The 14647-nt window shown below is 65.4% G+C and carries 11 protein-coding genes; 6 read left to right on the forward strand and 5 right to left on the reverse strand.

Features of this window, described 5'->3' with window-relative positions; genetic code table 11:
- The first annotated feature begins 73 nt into the window (after window positions 1-73).
- Together torT and HOY34_RS06185 are read left to right on the forward strand one after the other, a co-directional pair.
- Window positions 74-1225 (forward strand): TMAO reductase system periplasmic protein TorT, encoded by a 1152-nt coding sequence (torT, locus tag HOY34_RS06180; RefSeq protein WP_172360914.1) that lies wholly within the window; start codon window positions 74-76, stop codon window positions 1223-1225.
- A gap of 143 nt (window positions 1226-1368) precedes the next feature.
- Window positions 1369-2718, forward strand: coding sequence for an ABC transporter substrate-binding protein (locus HOY34_RS06185; protein ID WP_172360916.1), 1350 nt, complete (start codon window positions 1369-1371; stop codon window positions 2716-2718).
- Window positions 2719-2947: 229 nt separating this feature from the next.
- Here HOY34_RS06185 and HOY34_RS06190 read toward each other — a convergent pair whose 3' ends face one another.
- From HOY34_RS06190 to HOY34_RS06200, 3 genes are all read right to left on the reverse strand, one after another.
- The gene (locus HOY34_RS06190; RefSeq protein ID WP_172360918.1) at window positions 2948-4174 is read right to left on the reverse strand and encodes an acyl-CoA dehydrogenase family protein; all 1227 of its coding nucleotides are present in this window, start codon (window positions 4172-4174) and stop codon (window positions 2948-2950) included.
- 43 nt (window positions 4175-4217) lie between these two features.
- Complete coding sequence (gene sfnG, locus HOY34_RS06195; RefSeq protein WP_172360920.1) at window positions 4218-5336, reverse strand: dimethylsulfone monooxygenase SfnG; 1119 nt, start codon at window positions 5334-5336, stop codon at window positions 4218-4220.
- 442 nt (window positions 5337-5778) lie between these two features.
- Window positions 5779-7437, reverse strand: coding sequence for a flavin monoamine oxidase family protein (locus HOY34_RS06200; RefSeq protein WP_172360922.1), 1659 nt, complete (start codon window positions 7435-7437; stop codon window positions 5779-5781).
- Window positions 7438-7522: 85 nt separating this feature from the next.
- Here HOY34_RS06200 and HOY34_RS06205 point away from each other — a divergent pair, with 85 nt between their 5' ends.
- Window positions 7523-8314: a nitrilase-related carbon-nitrogen hydrolase gene (locus tag HOY34_RS06205; protein WP_172360924.1), complete on the forward strand. Its 792-nt coding sequence runs from the start codon at window positions 7523-7525 to the stop codon at window positions 8312-8314.
- Between the two features lie 19 nt (window positions 8315-8333).
- Here the strand turns inward: HOY34_RS06205 and HOY34_RS06210 are convergent, their stop codons facing one another.
- Window positions 8334-9341, reverse strand: coding sequence for a helix-turn-helix transcriptional regulator (locus HOY34_RS06210; protein ID WP_172360926.1), 1008 nt, complete (start codon window positions 9339-9341; stop codon window positions 8334-8336).
- A 111-nt stretch (window positions 9342-9452) separates the two neighbouring features.
- Between HOY34_RS06210 and HOY34_RS06215 the strand changes: the two genes are divergently transcribed.
- The 3 genes from HOY34_RS06215 to HOY34_RS06225 are packed head-to-tail and all read left to right on the forward strand — an operon-like array spanning window position 9453 to window position 13323.
- Window positions 9453-11699 (forward strand): TonB-dependent receptor, encoded by a 2247-nt coding sequence (locus tag HOY34_RS06215; RefSeq protein ID WP_172360928.1) that lies wholly within the window; start codon window positions 9453-9455, stop codon window positions 11697-11699.
- 6 nt (window positions 11700-11705) lie between these two features.
- On the forward strand, window positions 11706-12104 hold the full coding sequence (locus HOY34_RS06220) for a hypothetical protein (RefSeq protein ID WP_172360930.1): 399 nt from the start codon (window positions 11706-11708) through the stop codon (window positions 12102-12104).
- Window positions 12097-13323, forward strand: a complete 1227-nt coding sequence (locus tag HOY34_RS06225; protein WP_216654662.1) for an MFS transporter — start codon at window positions 12097-12099, stop codon at window positions 13321-13323. The genes HOY34_RS06220 and HOY34_RS06225 overlap by 8 nt, the downstream gene beginning before the upstream one ends.
- A gap of 28 nt (window positions 13324-13351) precedes the next feature.
- Here the strand turns inward: HOY34_RS06225 and HOY34_RS06230 are convergent, their stop codons facing one another.
- Window positions 13352-14449: a YncE family protein gene (locus HOY34_RS06230; RefSeq protein WP_172360932.1), complete on the reverse strand. Its 1098-nt coding sequence runs from the start codon at window positions 14447-14449 to the stop codon at window positions 13352-13354.
- Between the last annotated feature and the right edge of the window lie 198 nt (window positions 14450-14647).

Raw genomic sequence — 14647 nt, forward strand, 5'->3', positions numbered from 1 at the left:
TTCCCCCGGGGCCGGGTTTTCCCCAGACTGACCGCAAGCATGCGGCATCGAACAAGGGTCAGGCCACCGAAAAATGCAACCAGGCGGCTATCTTTTGCGCCTGCTGGCCCAGAGTGCCTGGGTCGCAGGCATCACCCTGGGGGTCACGGTGGGGGCCACGGTGGGAAGCACGGTCGCGCTGCAGGCCCAGCCGTCAGAGCCCTGGCCCCTGCAGATGCACGCCACCGAAACCACGGGCAACCAGGGCGCGGAGGGCCACCAGGGCGCGGCGGATGCGGATAGCGGCAAGCCCATCGCCTATCAGCCGCTGGCGCGGGCCGAGGCACCCTGGCGGCTGTGCATCCTTTACCCGCATCTCAAGGATTCCTACTGGCTCAGCGTCAATCACGGCATGGCCGAAGAGGCGCGGCGTCTGGGCGTTGGTTTCACCTTATATGAGGCGGGCGGCTATCCCAATCTGCCCCGCCAGATCCAGCAGGCCCGGGCCTGCGCCGAGGCGGGCGCGGATGCGCTGATCATCGGCACCGTCTCTTATGACGGGATGACGCCCACGCTGCGCGAAATCGCCACCCGGATCCCGGTGATCGCCGCCGTCAATGACATCGCCCCCGAGGCGATCAGCGCCCGCGCTGCCGTGCCCTGGCGCGATATGGGCGCCGCCGCCGCCGCCCAGCTGGCGCGGCTGCATCCGAAAGGCTCGTCCCCTGTCAATATCGCCTGGTTTCCCGGCCCCGAGGGCGCGGGCTGGGTGCGGTTTGTCGAAGAGGGGTTTCGTACCGGGCTGGCTGACAGCTCGGCCCGGATCGTCGCGGTTCGCCATGGTGACACCGGGCGCGAAGAGCAGGTGCTGCTGATCGAGGACGTGCTCGACAGCCAGCCCGCGCTGGATTACCTGGTCGGCTCCGGGCCGATGGCCGAGGCGGCGGTCTCTATTCTGCGCGCGCGCGGGCGCGAGGATATCGGCATCATCTCGGATTACATGACCCATGCGGTGCATCGCGGTATCCTGCGCGGGCGGATCCTGGCCGCGCCCTCGGATTTTCCGGTGCTGCAGGGGCGGCTGGCGGTCGAGATGGCCGTTCGCGCCATTGAGGGCAAGCTGGAGATCCGCGCCGCCGGGCCAGACATCGTAACCGTCACCGCCGAGAACATCCGCGCCTATGACGGGGCCGAGACCCTGGCCCCCGCCGATTTCGCCCCCGTCTTTGCCATTGGCCCGCAATAGCCCGGTTTTGCAGCAGATCCGGCGGCGCATGTTTTCCTGGCCGTGAAATATATTGACATGTGGTTATGAGGCGGCGCTCATATTCCCAGCCCTGACCGGAGACTGCCTCAGCTTCCGCCCAGCTTCTGCCCAGCAGGAAAGCCATGCGAAACAGCCCTGCCACCGTCCCCCTTTGTTGCCCTGCGGCTGCCCGCCGCCGCCTTTTGCAATCGGCGCTGGCGGCGGCTTTGGCGGGCCTGGTGCCGGGGCGGGCAAGGGCCCGCGAGGATGTGGTGCGCATCGGCTATCTCGGGCCGCTCAGCGGTCCGGTTGCCGCCTGGGGACAGCCCGGGCTGGATGGCAGCAGGCTTTGGGCGGATTGGGTCAATGCGGCGGGCGGGCTGCAGATCGGTCAGCGCCGCCTGCAGGTTGAGATCCGCGCCTTCGATGATGAATATGACCCGGCGCTGGCGCGGATCGGGGCCGGGCGGCTGATCCGGCGCGAGGGGGTCAGCCTTCTGATGATGCTGGGCGGCGACAGCTGGCCCGGCGCAGCCCAGGTGGTCAGTGAAACCGGGATGCTGGCGACGACGCTGATGCCCTCAGACCTCAGCCCTGAGACGCAGACCCTGATCGCCCCCGCCGAGGTGCATCCGATCTACAATGTCACGGGCGTTGACTGGCTGGCGCGAAACCGGCCCTGGCTGAAAAGCGCGGTGATCTGCGCCCAGGATGATGTGTTCGGCCTGCCATCCATCGCTACATATGTGGCGGCTTTTCGGGCGGCCGGGATCACCCTGACCGATGAGCCGCTTTTGTTCGACCCCGCCACCCGTGATTTTGCGCCCCTGGTGCGGCGGATGCTGGCTGGGTCTGGTGGGGCGGGATCCGGGGGGGCGGGAATTGGCGGCCAGAGGCCCGATATTGTCTGCCTCGACACCTGTTACCCCGATTACATCCTGCCGATCTGCGAAGAGCTGCATCGCCAGGGCTTTGCCGGGCAGATCCTGTCCTGCACGCTGGATTTCCACGACCGCATCATCGCCCGCACCTCGCCCGATTTCCTGGAAGGCGCGATCTTTCAGTTCCCCGATTTCGACGACCCGGCGCTGGCCTCGGGGGCGGTGAATTTCCAGGATCCCGCCCGCTTTCATGCCGAATATGAGGTGCGGTTTCCAGGCAGCTGGAGCTCGGTCTCCTGGCAATATGCCGCCGTGCTGGATCTGTGGAAGGCTGCCGCCGAGGCTGCCGGATCGGTCGCCCCCGAGGCCGTGCTGGCGGCGCTGAAATCGGGGGCAGAGCTGGCCCATGTCTTTGGCCCGGCGCGGTGGTGGGGCGCCGAGCTGTTCGGCATCCCGAATGCGCTGGTCGGCAATTGGCCGGTGGTCGAGATCACGGGCGGGCGGGCGCGGATCCGCGAGTTTGTCTCTGTGCCCGACTGGTATGACCGCCACGGCCCCCTTTTGCATGAGGAGATGGCGCGATATGGCCAGCTTTGGTCGCAGCGCAGTTAGGCGCTGGTGGCGCAGGACAATCGCCCGCCTGCGCCGCCTGTCGGGCATCAAAGCTCCGCCCGTGCCACAGCAGATCGCCCGCAGCTCGCTTTATCATCTGCGGGTCGAGACCGGCCGCCGTGCCGGGACGTATGGGGCCCCGCCAGCCCCCCGCCTGCCAGCCCCCCGCCTTGCCACCCCCCGGACTGGCAGACCCCGGACAGGCGGGCGCTGCCCGGATTAGCGGCGCTTAGCTTTCAACCGCGCCGATCTGCCAGATAAAGACCGGCTCGGTGCCATTGACGGCATGATCGCCAAGGATGCGCTCTTTGTAGATCAGCGGGTTGTGGCTGGCGGCCACCCGCGCATTGCGCCAGTAGCGGTCCAGCGCCAGCGCGGTATCGGTCGCCGATGCGCCAAGCGCGTTGAAAAGATCCGAGGTCGCCCGCAGCGCCAGATCTGCCGCCGCCACCTGGGCCTCGGCCGAGGCCAGTTCAGCGGCGATATTGGCGGCATCATCGGCGGCTTTGTCGCCCGCCAGCGCGGTCTCATGGGCGCGGTCTGCGGCGCGGGCGGCCTCAAGCGTGGCGGCGCGGGCGGCGAAGGCAAAGGCACGCGCCCGGCCCACCACCTGCAGGATCTGCGGGTCACGGGCCACCACCGTGCCCGAGCCATGCGAATAGGCGCGTTTGCGCTGGCTGACCTTTTCCGCCACATCCTGCACGGCCGCCAGTGCCGCCCCCGAAAGCACCGCGTTCAGCACCAGCTGGTAGAAGGCGGTCTGATAGCGGAACCGGGTCTCGAAGGGCACCAGAGCATCGGCCCCCAGTTTCGCATCTTTGAAGGTGGTGGTGCCGGTTCCGGTCAGCTTCTGGCCAAAGCCCTTCCAGTCATCGGCGCGGGTGATGCCGGGCTGATCGGCGCGCAAAATCGCCACCACCGGCGCCCCATTGTCAGAGCGCACCGCGTAGGTGTCGATCCAGTCTGCGAAAATCGTGCCGGTGGAATAGTATTTCTCGCCATCGACGCGAAAGCCGTCACCCTCGGGCGTGACTTTGGTCAGGGTCTCACCCAGTTTCACATTGCCGACCTCTGACCAGGCATTGCCCGCCGTCTCGCCCGCGCCGAAGCGTTTCAGCCAGGCCTCGCCCTGGGCCTTTGGCGCGACCAGACGATCCTCGACCAGCGCGAAATGGCCGCGCAGCGCCTGGACGATATTGGTATCGGCGGCGGCAAGGTCGATCAGCAGATCGAAAAGCTGCTCCAGACTTGCGCCCGCGCCACCATATTCAACCGGCACCCGCAGGGCGGTAAAACCCGCCTCTTTCAGCCAGGTGATTTCCTCAAAGGGCAGGATCCGCTCGCGTTCGCGGTGGGTTGCCCCTTCGCGGATACGGGCAAACAGCGGCGCGAAACGGGCCTTCAGCGCGGCAGTATCGGGAAGGGCGGGGGCAATGCTGCGCTCTTGCAGGGTCATGGTCGGCTCTTTCTTTGCATGTCTGAAAGGGGGCGGGGCGGCCTTATTCAGCGGCCACAGCCTTTTGTGCAGGAGGGGGGGCTTTCGCCCGCGCGGCCTCGATCTCGCGGATCAGCGGCAGGACGTGTTCGCCGAAAGCGGCAACCTCTTCCTGGAAATGCAGGAAGCCCAGCAGGACCAGATCGGCCCCGGCCTCTTTCAGCGCGACGATCCGTTCTGCCACCTGCTGCGGCGTGCCGATCAGGTTCGGGCGGAAGCCGTCGTTATACTGCACCAGATCCTCAAAGGTGGATTTGGCCCAGTTGCCCTCGCCCTCGGGGCTGGCGGCGCCTGCGTTTTTCACCTGGCCCGCGAAACCTGCGACCGCCTCGGGATTGGCCTTGTCGAGGATCTCCTGGAGGACGGCTTTCGCCTCTTCCTCGGTCTCGCGCACGATGGCAAAGGCGTTGATGCCGATCTTTACCCTGCGGTTGTTCAGGGCCGCTTTGGCCTGGATATCCGCGACCTGGGCGCGCAGCCCTTCGGGGGTATTGCCGTTGGTGAAATACCAGTCAGAGACCCGCGCCGCCATGTCTCGCGCCGCACGGGACGAGCCGCCCTGGAAGATTTCCGGCTGCGGATCAATCGGTTTGGGCTTCAGGCTGTAGTCGTTGAAACGGTAGAAATCACCGCGGAATGTATAGCTTTCCTCGCCCCAGATGCCGCGCAGCGCCCGGATGAATTCCTCAGAGCGGCGATAGCGTTCGTCATGGTCCAGCCAGTGCTCGCCGATCGCCGCGAATTCGCCCCGGAACCAGCCCGAGACGATATTGACCGCGATCCGCCCGTTCGAGAGGTGGCTGATGGTGGCGATCTGCTTGGCGGCCAGCGCCGGGTTCCACGGCCCCGGCAGGATCGCGGCAATCACCTTCAGCTTTTCGGTATGGGCCAGCAGATCCTGGCTGAAAGTGACCGATTCATGCTGATTGTCGGCACCATATCCGGCGGTGAAACGGATCTGGCTGAGCGCATAGTCAAAGCCCGCCTTCTCGGCGATCTGCGCCAGTTTGCGGTTGTATTCGGGTGTCCAGCTGGTGCGCTGTTCGATGTTCGAGATCACCAGCCCGCCCGAGACATTGGGCACCCAATAGGCGAATTTCAGGGCGTCATCGGCAGTCGACATCTGGGGCAACTCCTTTGGGTGGGCCAGGTGCTCGCTGGTCCTGACAGGGGGATAGGATGGGGACGGTCTTTGTTCTTTCCCGAAAAACCGGGCGCGAGCCTGGCCGATCATGCCGGGATAAGGCCGACACTCTGGCTCGGGCCATTCCAAATATATCTGTGGCGGCGACAGGATTATTCTTCGCGCCGCGCAGGCGGGCATGGGCCAGCCCGGGGCTGCCGGGCGGGATCGCGGGTTTTCTGCTGCGAAAGGGGCGGGGCGGGGGCGAACTTTGCCCCGCGCAGGCCCGGCAAGAGAACAGCCGCATGCTTTCGGGCAAGAGAAGGATTTTGCCCCTGATCGCCGAAACCCGGCGCGACTGCCCGCAGAAATCACCAGGGCGGCCTGTAAAAATCAGGCCTCCTGGCGAATTACAGGCATTTCCCCGGTCTTTTCTTCGGGCTCAGGCCTCTTTGTCCAGCGCCAGCGGCCCCAGCTCTGCCCAAAGATCGCCAGGCCCGGGATTGGCCGGATCCGAGCGCCCGCCCAGATGCGTCATGATCCCCCAGACCGCATTCAGCGCGGTCTGCACCGCGCCCTCGACCCAGGCGGGCGTCCAGCTGATGCCATCGCCGGCCAGGAAGATGCCGCGCTGATCTGCGGGCATCTCGGCTTGCATGAAATGCCCATACATCCGCAGGTTATAGCGGTAATGGCCGGGCAGGGCGCCTTTGAATGCGCCCAGGAAATTATCGTCCGCCTCCCAGCTGACGCAGATCGGATTGCCCCGGATATGGCTGCGGATATCGACGCCGGGATAGATCCGCTCCAGCGCGGCCAGCGCCAGCTCGACCCGCTTTTCGGGGCCATAGGGCAGCACTTTCAGCGCATCCGTCATCCAGCTGTAGGACAGGCAGATGACGGCGGGTTTGTCGGGGCCATTGTCGAAGAAATAGGTGCCGCGCGTGTTGCGATCTGTCAGCGTCATCGACAAAAGCGGGCGGCCATCGGCCCCCTGGTCTTTCCAGAACGGGCGATCCACCATCACAAAGGTTTTCGCCGCCTGCATATAGCGGGTGCGGTCCAGCGCCATCCACAGTTTCTGGTCAAACAGCGCCTCATTCACCGCGACAGAGGTGGTCAGAAGATGGCTTTGGCAGGTGACCAGCACCGCCGCATAATCCCGCGCCACGCCCCAGAGATCGGTGACAGTAAAACCGCCCTGCGCATTTCGCGCGATCTTTGTCGCCCGCCCCAGCGTCGCGCCGCCGTTCAGATCGGCAAGCGTCGTGCCCTTTGGCCAATGCGCGCCTGCGCCCGGATGCCGCCAGAGGCGGTGCAGCACCCCCTCGACGCCCCCGACGATATAGCGCTGGTGGTCGTCCAGCTCCAAAAGGTTGACGCGCAGGATCTCAAGCATCGAATTGGGGAAATCGCTGTCCCAGCCGCCGGTGCCGAACCCCACCTGGCCAAAGACCTCACGGTGGCGAAAGCCAAGCGCCTGGAAGGCCTTTGATGAGGTGACGAAATCGTAAAACGTCCGCTCATCCCATTTGGCGATCAGCGGATCCCAAAGCGCCTTTAGCCGCCTGGCGTCACGGTCGCGCAGGGCCTGGGTCAGGGCGGCAAAATCGGTATGTTCCTCAAGTGCGGCGCGGTAAGCGGCGGCGACCTCATGGTAAAGCTGCGGCAGATCCTCCAGGGTGCGGGCGAAAGAGGTCTCACCCTCGAGATCGATCACGGTCGAGCCTGCGGCCTCGGTCAGCGGGTTGGGGAAGGGGCGGCTTTCCAGCCCCAGCAGGTCGACATAATGGTAAAAGCCGCGCGAAGAGACCGGAAAGCGCATGCCGCCCAGCTCTGCGATCACGTCCTCGGTGCCCTCAAACAGCTCTGAGCGCAGGCGGCCACCGAATTTGCCGGATTCGTAGATCTCGGGGCGCAGGCCAAGGCGCATCATCTCATATCCGGCGATGATCCCGGCCGCGCCCGCCCCGATCACCGCGACCCTTTCGCCATGCCGCGCCGCCGGAATGGTGCCCAGGCCCGCCGGATGCTGCAGCCAGTCATCATAGGCAAAGGGGAAATCCGGGCCAAAGGCGGTGACGGGTTTGACAGGGGTCATATGGCAAAGGCTTTCGCGCTGGTGAATTGCGGATCGTGGCAGGATAGGGCAGTTTCATCGCAACATTAGCGTGCAGGAGGTTCAGATGAAGGTGGCACTCTGGCAGGCAAGCCCCACGAATGGCGAAATAGAGACAGTATTTTCGGCAATTTGTCAGCAGTTGACCGCGGCGGCGGCTGCCGGGGCGCGGCTTTTGCTGGTGCCAGAGCTGATCCTGCCCGGCTACAACCGCCCCGATCTGCATGCAAAACTGGCGCAGCCGCTGGATGGGCCCTGGATCACCCGGCTGCGCGAAATGGCCGCGCGGCTGGATTGCGGGATCTGCCTTGGCTGGGCGGAATGTGACGGCGATCGGGTCTATAACGCCGCCACCACCATCGGCCCTGACGGGGCGGTGCTGGCGCATTACCGCAAGATCCAGCTTTACGGTGGGGTTGAAAAGTCCAGCTTTATCCCCGGTGACCAGCTTTGCCCGATCTTCACGCTTGAGGGGCGGAAGATGGCGATGCTGATCTGCTATGATATTGAGTTTCCAGCGCATTCCGCAGCCCTTGCCCGCGCCGGGGCCGGGCTGATCCTGGTGCCCACCGCCAATCCGGCGGGGTTCGAGCATGTGCAGCGCCTGCTGGTGCCCGCCCGCGCCCATGAGGGCAACTGCACCATCGCCTATGCCAATCTTGTTGGCCCTGAGGGTGATCTGATCTTCGGCGGCCTTTCCGTGATTGCCGGGCCTGACGGGCAGCCGCTGGCCATGGCGGGCCCGCGCGGCGAGGCGCTTTTGATCGTCGATCTGGCGGCCTCAGATGCGGTGCCCGAAGGTCTGCGATCCGCGCAGGAGCGCGACTATCGGCCCGCAGGCTTGCCCCCGCCTGGCTGACGGCGGCAGGGCAGGGCCGCTATTCATCCGCAAGACAAGAGCGTGCGGTCTGGCTGGGCGTTTCGTGCCACTGGGCCGCATAGGCGCGTGAGAAATAATTCGGATCCCGAAAACCGCAGCGCCAGGCGATCTCGGCGATGCGGGTCGGGCCGCTGGCCGAGATCAGCATCTCTTGCGCCACCTGCAACCGGCGCAGCAGCAGATATTCCCGAAAGCTGGTGCCATTCTCGCGCAACAGCCGCTGCAGATTGCGCGGATGCAGATCCATCGACATGGCAATCTCGCCCAGGGTCAGCCCGGCGCGGCCAAGACTGGCATTGATCAGGAATTTGAACCGCTCGAACAGGCTTAGCGGGCTGGCGACGGTGCCGCTGTTCAGATCCCCCGCGACATGGTTAAGCGTCAGCAGGAACTGCTGTTTCAGCTGAGCCAGACGCCCGGGCGGATGCGGCGCACAGCGCAGAAGATAGCCCGCAAGAAACGCCAGATGATGGCCCGAGGGCACATTGGCCGCCAGCAGGGTAAAACCCTCAAAATGCACGGGCGGATTGTGGATCAGCGCCAGATCGCAGCGCCCGCCATGGGGCAGCGACAGTGTGACCGCCCGCTGCAGCGGCAAAAGCGCGATCTGCCCGGCAGGCAGATCGGTCAGCACATCGTCGCCCATGTCCAGATGCCCGCCCCGGATCATCCGCAGCAATATCAGCGCCGCGCCCGGCTGCAATTGCGGTCGCAGATCCGGCTGCGGTGCCAGCCGCCAGCCGATGCGGCCCGGCCCCAGATCCAGCGTCGAAAGCAACATATCGCCCATCTCCAGCGCGAGAAACTGGCCCTCGCTGTCCTGGCTTTTATGGCCTGTGCTTTCATGCTCCAGGTCTGCCACCGTGATCAGCCGCCCCCAAAGCCGCGCGGCCAGCTGGCGGGCCTGCCGCAGGCGGGCGCGGGCGAAATTGCGCCGCGTCAGCCGCTCGGTCTCCCAGGGCGGCGGGGTGTCGGTCTGTCGTGTTTGTCCAGAAGGATGGTGCATGGCTCCAGAGGATAACAGCAGCGCGGGGCGGATAACCAACTATTTTTATCAGCAAAGTTGAATTGCCGATCTGGCTCCCGAATCTGGCCCCCCGAAGCGAATGGAATCCCGATGTCAAAACCGCATGTCTTTGTTGCACGCAAATGGGCGCTGGCTGTGCTTTTGTCCGGCACTGCGCTGGTCACTGGCCTGGCCCGCCCCGCTTTCGCCGAAGAGGAGGAGCAGCCCACCCCGCTGGGCACCCTGATTCTGACCGCCAACCGCGCCGAGCGCCCCGTCTCGGCGGTGCCGGGCGCGGTGCAGGTGATCGATGAGGGCCAGATCGCCGACCAGCTGGCGCAAAGCAATGATGCGACCACGCTGCTGGCGCGTCTGGTGCCGGGCTTTACCTTCTCGAACCAGACGCTTTCGGGGGCCTCGGAAAGCTTTCGCGGCCGTGGCGTGCTGATCATGGTCGATGGTGTGCCGCGCAATACGCCGCTGCGCGATGCCTCGCGCACGCTGTCGCTGATCGACCTTTCCACCGTGGCGCGGGTTGAGGTGATCGGCGGGGCCTCGTCGCTTTATGGGGCGGGCGGCACCGGGGGGGTGGTGAATTTCATCACCAAAAGCGGGGCTGATGCCGATGCCGCGCCGCGCATCACCATGGAGACAAAGCTGCGCGCCTTTACCGCGGATATCGGTGCCTCGGTCGCGCCGGAACTGTCGCTGGGGGTGACGCAAAAGCCCGGCGCCTTTGACTATGCCATTGGTCTGAGTGTGAAAAAGACCCGCGAAACCTTTGACGGGCGTGGCAATCTGCTGTCGTCAGATCCGATGCTGGGGCAGGGCGGCGGCGATCATACCCAGGCGCTGAATGGCACGCTCCGCCTGGGCTATGACATCGACGAGGGCAGGCGGGTCGAGCTGTCTTTCGAAAAGGTCGATCTTGAGCAAAAGCCGAAATATTTCACCAATTACCTGTCGGACCCGGTCTCGCCCAATCTGGCCGCGCCCTATTACGGCCTGCCCGTGGCCGAGGAGTCCAGCTATCTGACCCTCTCTTACAGCGATGAGAATTTCGCGCTTGGCAAGCTGCGGGTCAGCCTGTCACGCAATGATGTGACAAAGCGCTTTGCCTTCAACGTCTTTGACCCGCTGGTCAATTCCATCGTCTATTACAGCGGCGATCCGGCCAATCCGACCGCCGATTTCAACCAGTCAGAGCTGGACAGCCTGCGCGATACGCTGACGGTCAGCATCGACAGCCCGCTGACGATCCTTGGCCGCGATGCCAGCCTCAGCTGGGGGATCGAGGCGGGGCGCGACCAGACCTCGCAGGTGGGGATCAATGGGGCGGCGATCTCAACCCCGCTGGATAACCGCTGGCGCTCGGCCTATGCGCAGCTGAACCTGGATGTGAATGACACGCTCAGCCTGTCGGGCGGGCTGCGCTATGACCATTTCGATCTGCAGGTGGGCAGCTTTACCCGCCCGACCGTTTATTATGTCGGCTATGTGCTGCCGGCGATCAGCGTGACGGGGGGCGATTTCACCTTTGAGGAGATCACCGGAAACCTTGGTTTCACCTATGATCTGGCGGCGCAGACCCAGGTGTTCGGCGGCTGGTCGCAGGGCTATTCGCTGACCGATATCGGCAGCTTTACCCGCCGCGCCGGGCTGAACTCGGCCGCAGAGGCCTGCGCGGCCTATGGCACTTCGGTGCCGATCGTCGCCTATCTTTACGGCTGCACCCTGCCGGGATCGGGCACGCTGTCCTATGCCGAGATCGGCCCCAAAGCCCAGGTCGTCGACACATGGGAGCTGGGCCTGCGCCATGAAGGGGATCGCTGGGGCGGCCAGGTCTCGGCCTTCTATTCCACCTCGGATGAGGGGGTGAATTTCGATCCCACCACCAACCGCGTCCGCCAGAGCCGTGAGGAAATCTGGGGCATCGAGGCCCAGGGGAATGTGGCGCTCTCAGACAGCACAGTGCTGGATGGGATGATCGCCTTCCGCGAGGGGCGGGTCGACAGCAATGGCGACGGGCGGGTGGATGCCTGGCTGGGCAACAACCGCATCGCCTCGCCCCTGCGGGTGCGGCTGGGGGTCAGCCATGAGTTCGCCAATGGGCTGATGCTGCGCGGTGAGGCGCTGCATCTGTCGGGCCGCGACAAGGTGCCAAATGAGGTAAAGCTGGACGGGGTGACGCTGGTCAATGCCTCGATGGCCATGCCTCTGGGCGCGGGAATGGTCTCGCTTTCGGTCGAGAACCTGCTTGATCGCGGCTATGTGAACCCGACCGCCACCGCCACCCGCAACACCCATGCGATGGGCTGGGGGCGCACGGTCACCATCGGCTACAACCTGACCTTCTGACCCCCGATGATCCACTTCGGCCGCCACGCGGCGCGGCCAGGGCAAACCGCCCTGGCCCTGCGCTTCCAGCCACCCCAGGACCCCGCAGACAGCGCCGCCTATCTGGCGCTGTTTGAGGTGCTGGCCCGCCACCCTTGCCCTTTCGTGCTTTATTCCGATCTGCGCGGCTTCCGGCTTGATCACGCCGAAGAGGTCGCCCAGAATCAGATCGCCAGAGCCACCCGGGCCGCCATTTCCCGCCAGATCCGCGGCATGGTGCTGTTCAGCCCCGGCCCCAGCGAGAAAAAGCGCGCCGCCTTTTCGAAATTCTGGTCGATCCCTGTCGAGGTTTATGATGACGCAGAACGTGCCGGGGCCGCCTTCCTCGCCCTTCATGACCGGATCTTCGCAGGGGGCGGTGACTGACAGCCCCCTCAGCGCGGCCAGCCGCCCGCGCCGCTATGGGGTGCTGGCGATGCTTTATCTGGCGCAGGGCGTGCCCTCTTATGTGCTGGCCGCCGCCGTGCCGCCGATCCTGCGCGAGCAGGGGGTCTCAAAGACTACGATCGGCTTTCTGGCGCTTTTGCTGCTGCCGCTGGCGCTGAAATTCCTCTGGGCGCCCTGGATCGACCGGCTGCGCTCGCTGCCCATCGGGCCGCGCCGGGCCTGGATCCTGCCGATGCAGTTGGGCACGGCGCTGGCGGTTTTCGCCCTGGCGCTGATCGAGCCGACCGATATTGCCGCGCTGGCGGTGATCGGGCTGGCGCTGGTTTTGCTGACCTCGACGCAGGATATTGCCACCGATGGCTATGCGGTGCTGACGCTTGCGCCCGAGGAACGGGCCAGCGGCAATGCGATCCAGGGCGGCGCGGTGGCGCTGTCGGTTATTATCGGCGGCACGCTGACGCTGGTGCTGTATCACCGGATCGGCTGGCAGGCGACGATGGTGATCATGGGCTGCATCACGCTTTTGCCGCTGCTGGTCCTGCCCATGATGCATGAGGATCAGGCCCGGCCCGCGCCGAAAAACCGCCCCTCGATCCGTGCGTTTCTCGCCCGGCCAGAGGCGGTCAGCGTGCTGGCGCTGGCGCTGTTTTACCGCGCCTCCGAGGGCCTGGTGAAGTCGATGGAGGGGCCCTATCTCGTCGATGCCGGGATGCCTTTGGACTGGATCGGCTATCTCTCGGGCGCGGGGGCGGCGACGGTGGGGCTGGGCGGCTCGTTTCTGGCGGCGATCAGTGTGCGCGGGCGTGGGGCGCATCAGACGCTGATCTGGCTGGGCAGCCTGCGCAGCCTGTGTTTTGCGATCTTTGCGCTGCATGCCTTCGGCGTGATGGGTGGGCTGTGGCCGGTGGCGGCGGCGGCGGTTTTCCAGACGCTGATCCGCTATATGGAGATCGTCGCGCTTTACTCGCTTTTCATGCAGGTCAGCTCATCCGAGCAGCCGGGCACCGATTTCACCCTGCTGGCCTGCGCGCAGATGGTGGTCTATCAGTTTGGCGGCATGGCCTCGGGGGTGATTGCCGACCGGATCGGCTATGGCGGGCTGTTTCTGATTGCCACGCTGATTTCGGTGGTGGCGACCAGGGCGACACGGGCCCATGCAGGCCGCCACCAGCGGCTGTTAAACCGGGCCGGGGTTTAGCGCCGCCCGGCCCGGATCAGAGGGGCGATCAGAGGGGCAGCTTTGCCAGATCAAGGCGCAAAACCGCATCGGGCTTGCCCTCAACCCAGGTCGGGTTCTGCTTGTTGAAGGGCATTTTCACCGTGACAAACAGCAGCTGGCCATCGGCGGACAGCTCCAGGCTGTTGGGGTGGGGCGGCAGGTCCAGCTGCGCTTTGATCGCATAGCTTTGCGCATCGATCACCGCCAGGCCGCCTGTGCCCATCGGCTCGGCATGCGAGGCCCCGCGCCAGCTGACGTAAATCTCGGCCCGTGCCGGATTATAGCAGACATCCAGCGCCCCGAGGCCGATATCCACCCGCGCCAGCTGATCGCCACTGGCCGCGTCAAAGGCATAAAGCGCCCCGGTTTTGGAATCGCTGGCGAAAAGGCGTTGGCCCGGCTGATCCAGCACGAGGTTCAGGAAGAAATGCTGCGAGGTCTCTGGCGCGTCCTCGGCGCTTTCGCCGGTCGAAATCGCCCCCAGCCGCGCCCCGTCCGGGGACAGCACCAGGATCTCTTCGCGCCCGCTGCCGCTGACGTAAAGCCGCCCGGCCTGGGCATCAAAGGCTGCCCCCGTCGTCCAGAGCCCGGCCGGAACGCTGTGCAAAAGCCGCAGCTCTTTGGTGTCGATGATCCAGACCAGGCTTTGCGGATTGCCGGGGCTGGTGACAAAGGCCAGCCCCCGCGCCGGATCCAGCCGGATCATCCGCGTGTGCTGCATATAGTTCTTCTCGCCCGCCTTCTGGCCCAGCTGGATCATGCCCAGCACATCGCCCTGACGCGCGTCCAGCACCGTCAGCGAGCCATCCATCGTATTGCCGACGTAAAGCCGCCCGGCCGCGCGGTCCAGCGTCAGGGCAAAGGGCCGCCGATCCAGCCGGAACTGGCGCAGCGGGCTGAGATCATCGGCCTTCAGCACATGGACAAAGCCCTCTGTGCCCGCCTCAAAGGAAGGGGCCGAGGCCACGAAGACCAGGCCCTCTTCGGCCCAGTGCACCAGCTCATAGGCGCCGGGGATGCTGTCTGTGCGGATCAGGGCGGCGCCGATTTCGGCGGATGTCAGGGGTGCGGGTTGGGATGCGGGGGTGGTCATGGGGGTGGTCATGGACGGGCCTCCTGCGCCGGGGGCGCTGTCAGAACGGGGGATCGTGTGGCGAGGATTGGCTGGTCCCTGCTTTGCACAAAAAAGGGCGGCTTGCCAGCCGCCCCGGATGTCATTCCGCCAGTGTCATTCCGCCAGTGTCGGCCTTCAGGTGGCAGCCCGCCCGTTGACGCCCACCTGTGGCCGCCCTCCAGCGGCTGC

The sequence above is a fragment of the Pseudogemmobacter hezensis genome (assembly GCF_013155295.1).
Taxonomy (GTDB): Bacteria; Pseudomonadota; Alphaproteobacteria; order Rhodobacterales; family Rhodobacteraceae; genus Pseudogemmobacter; species Pseudogemmobacter hezensis.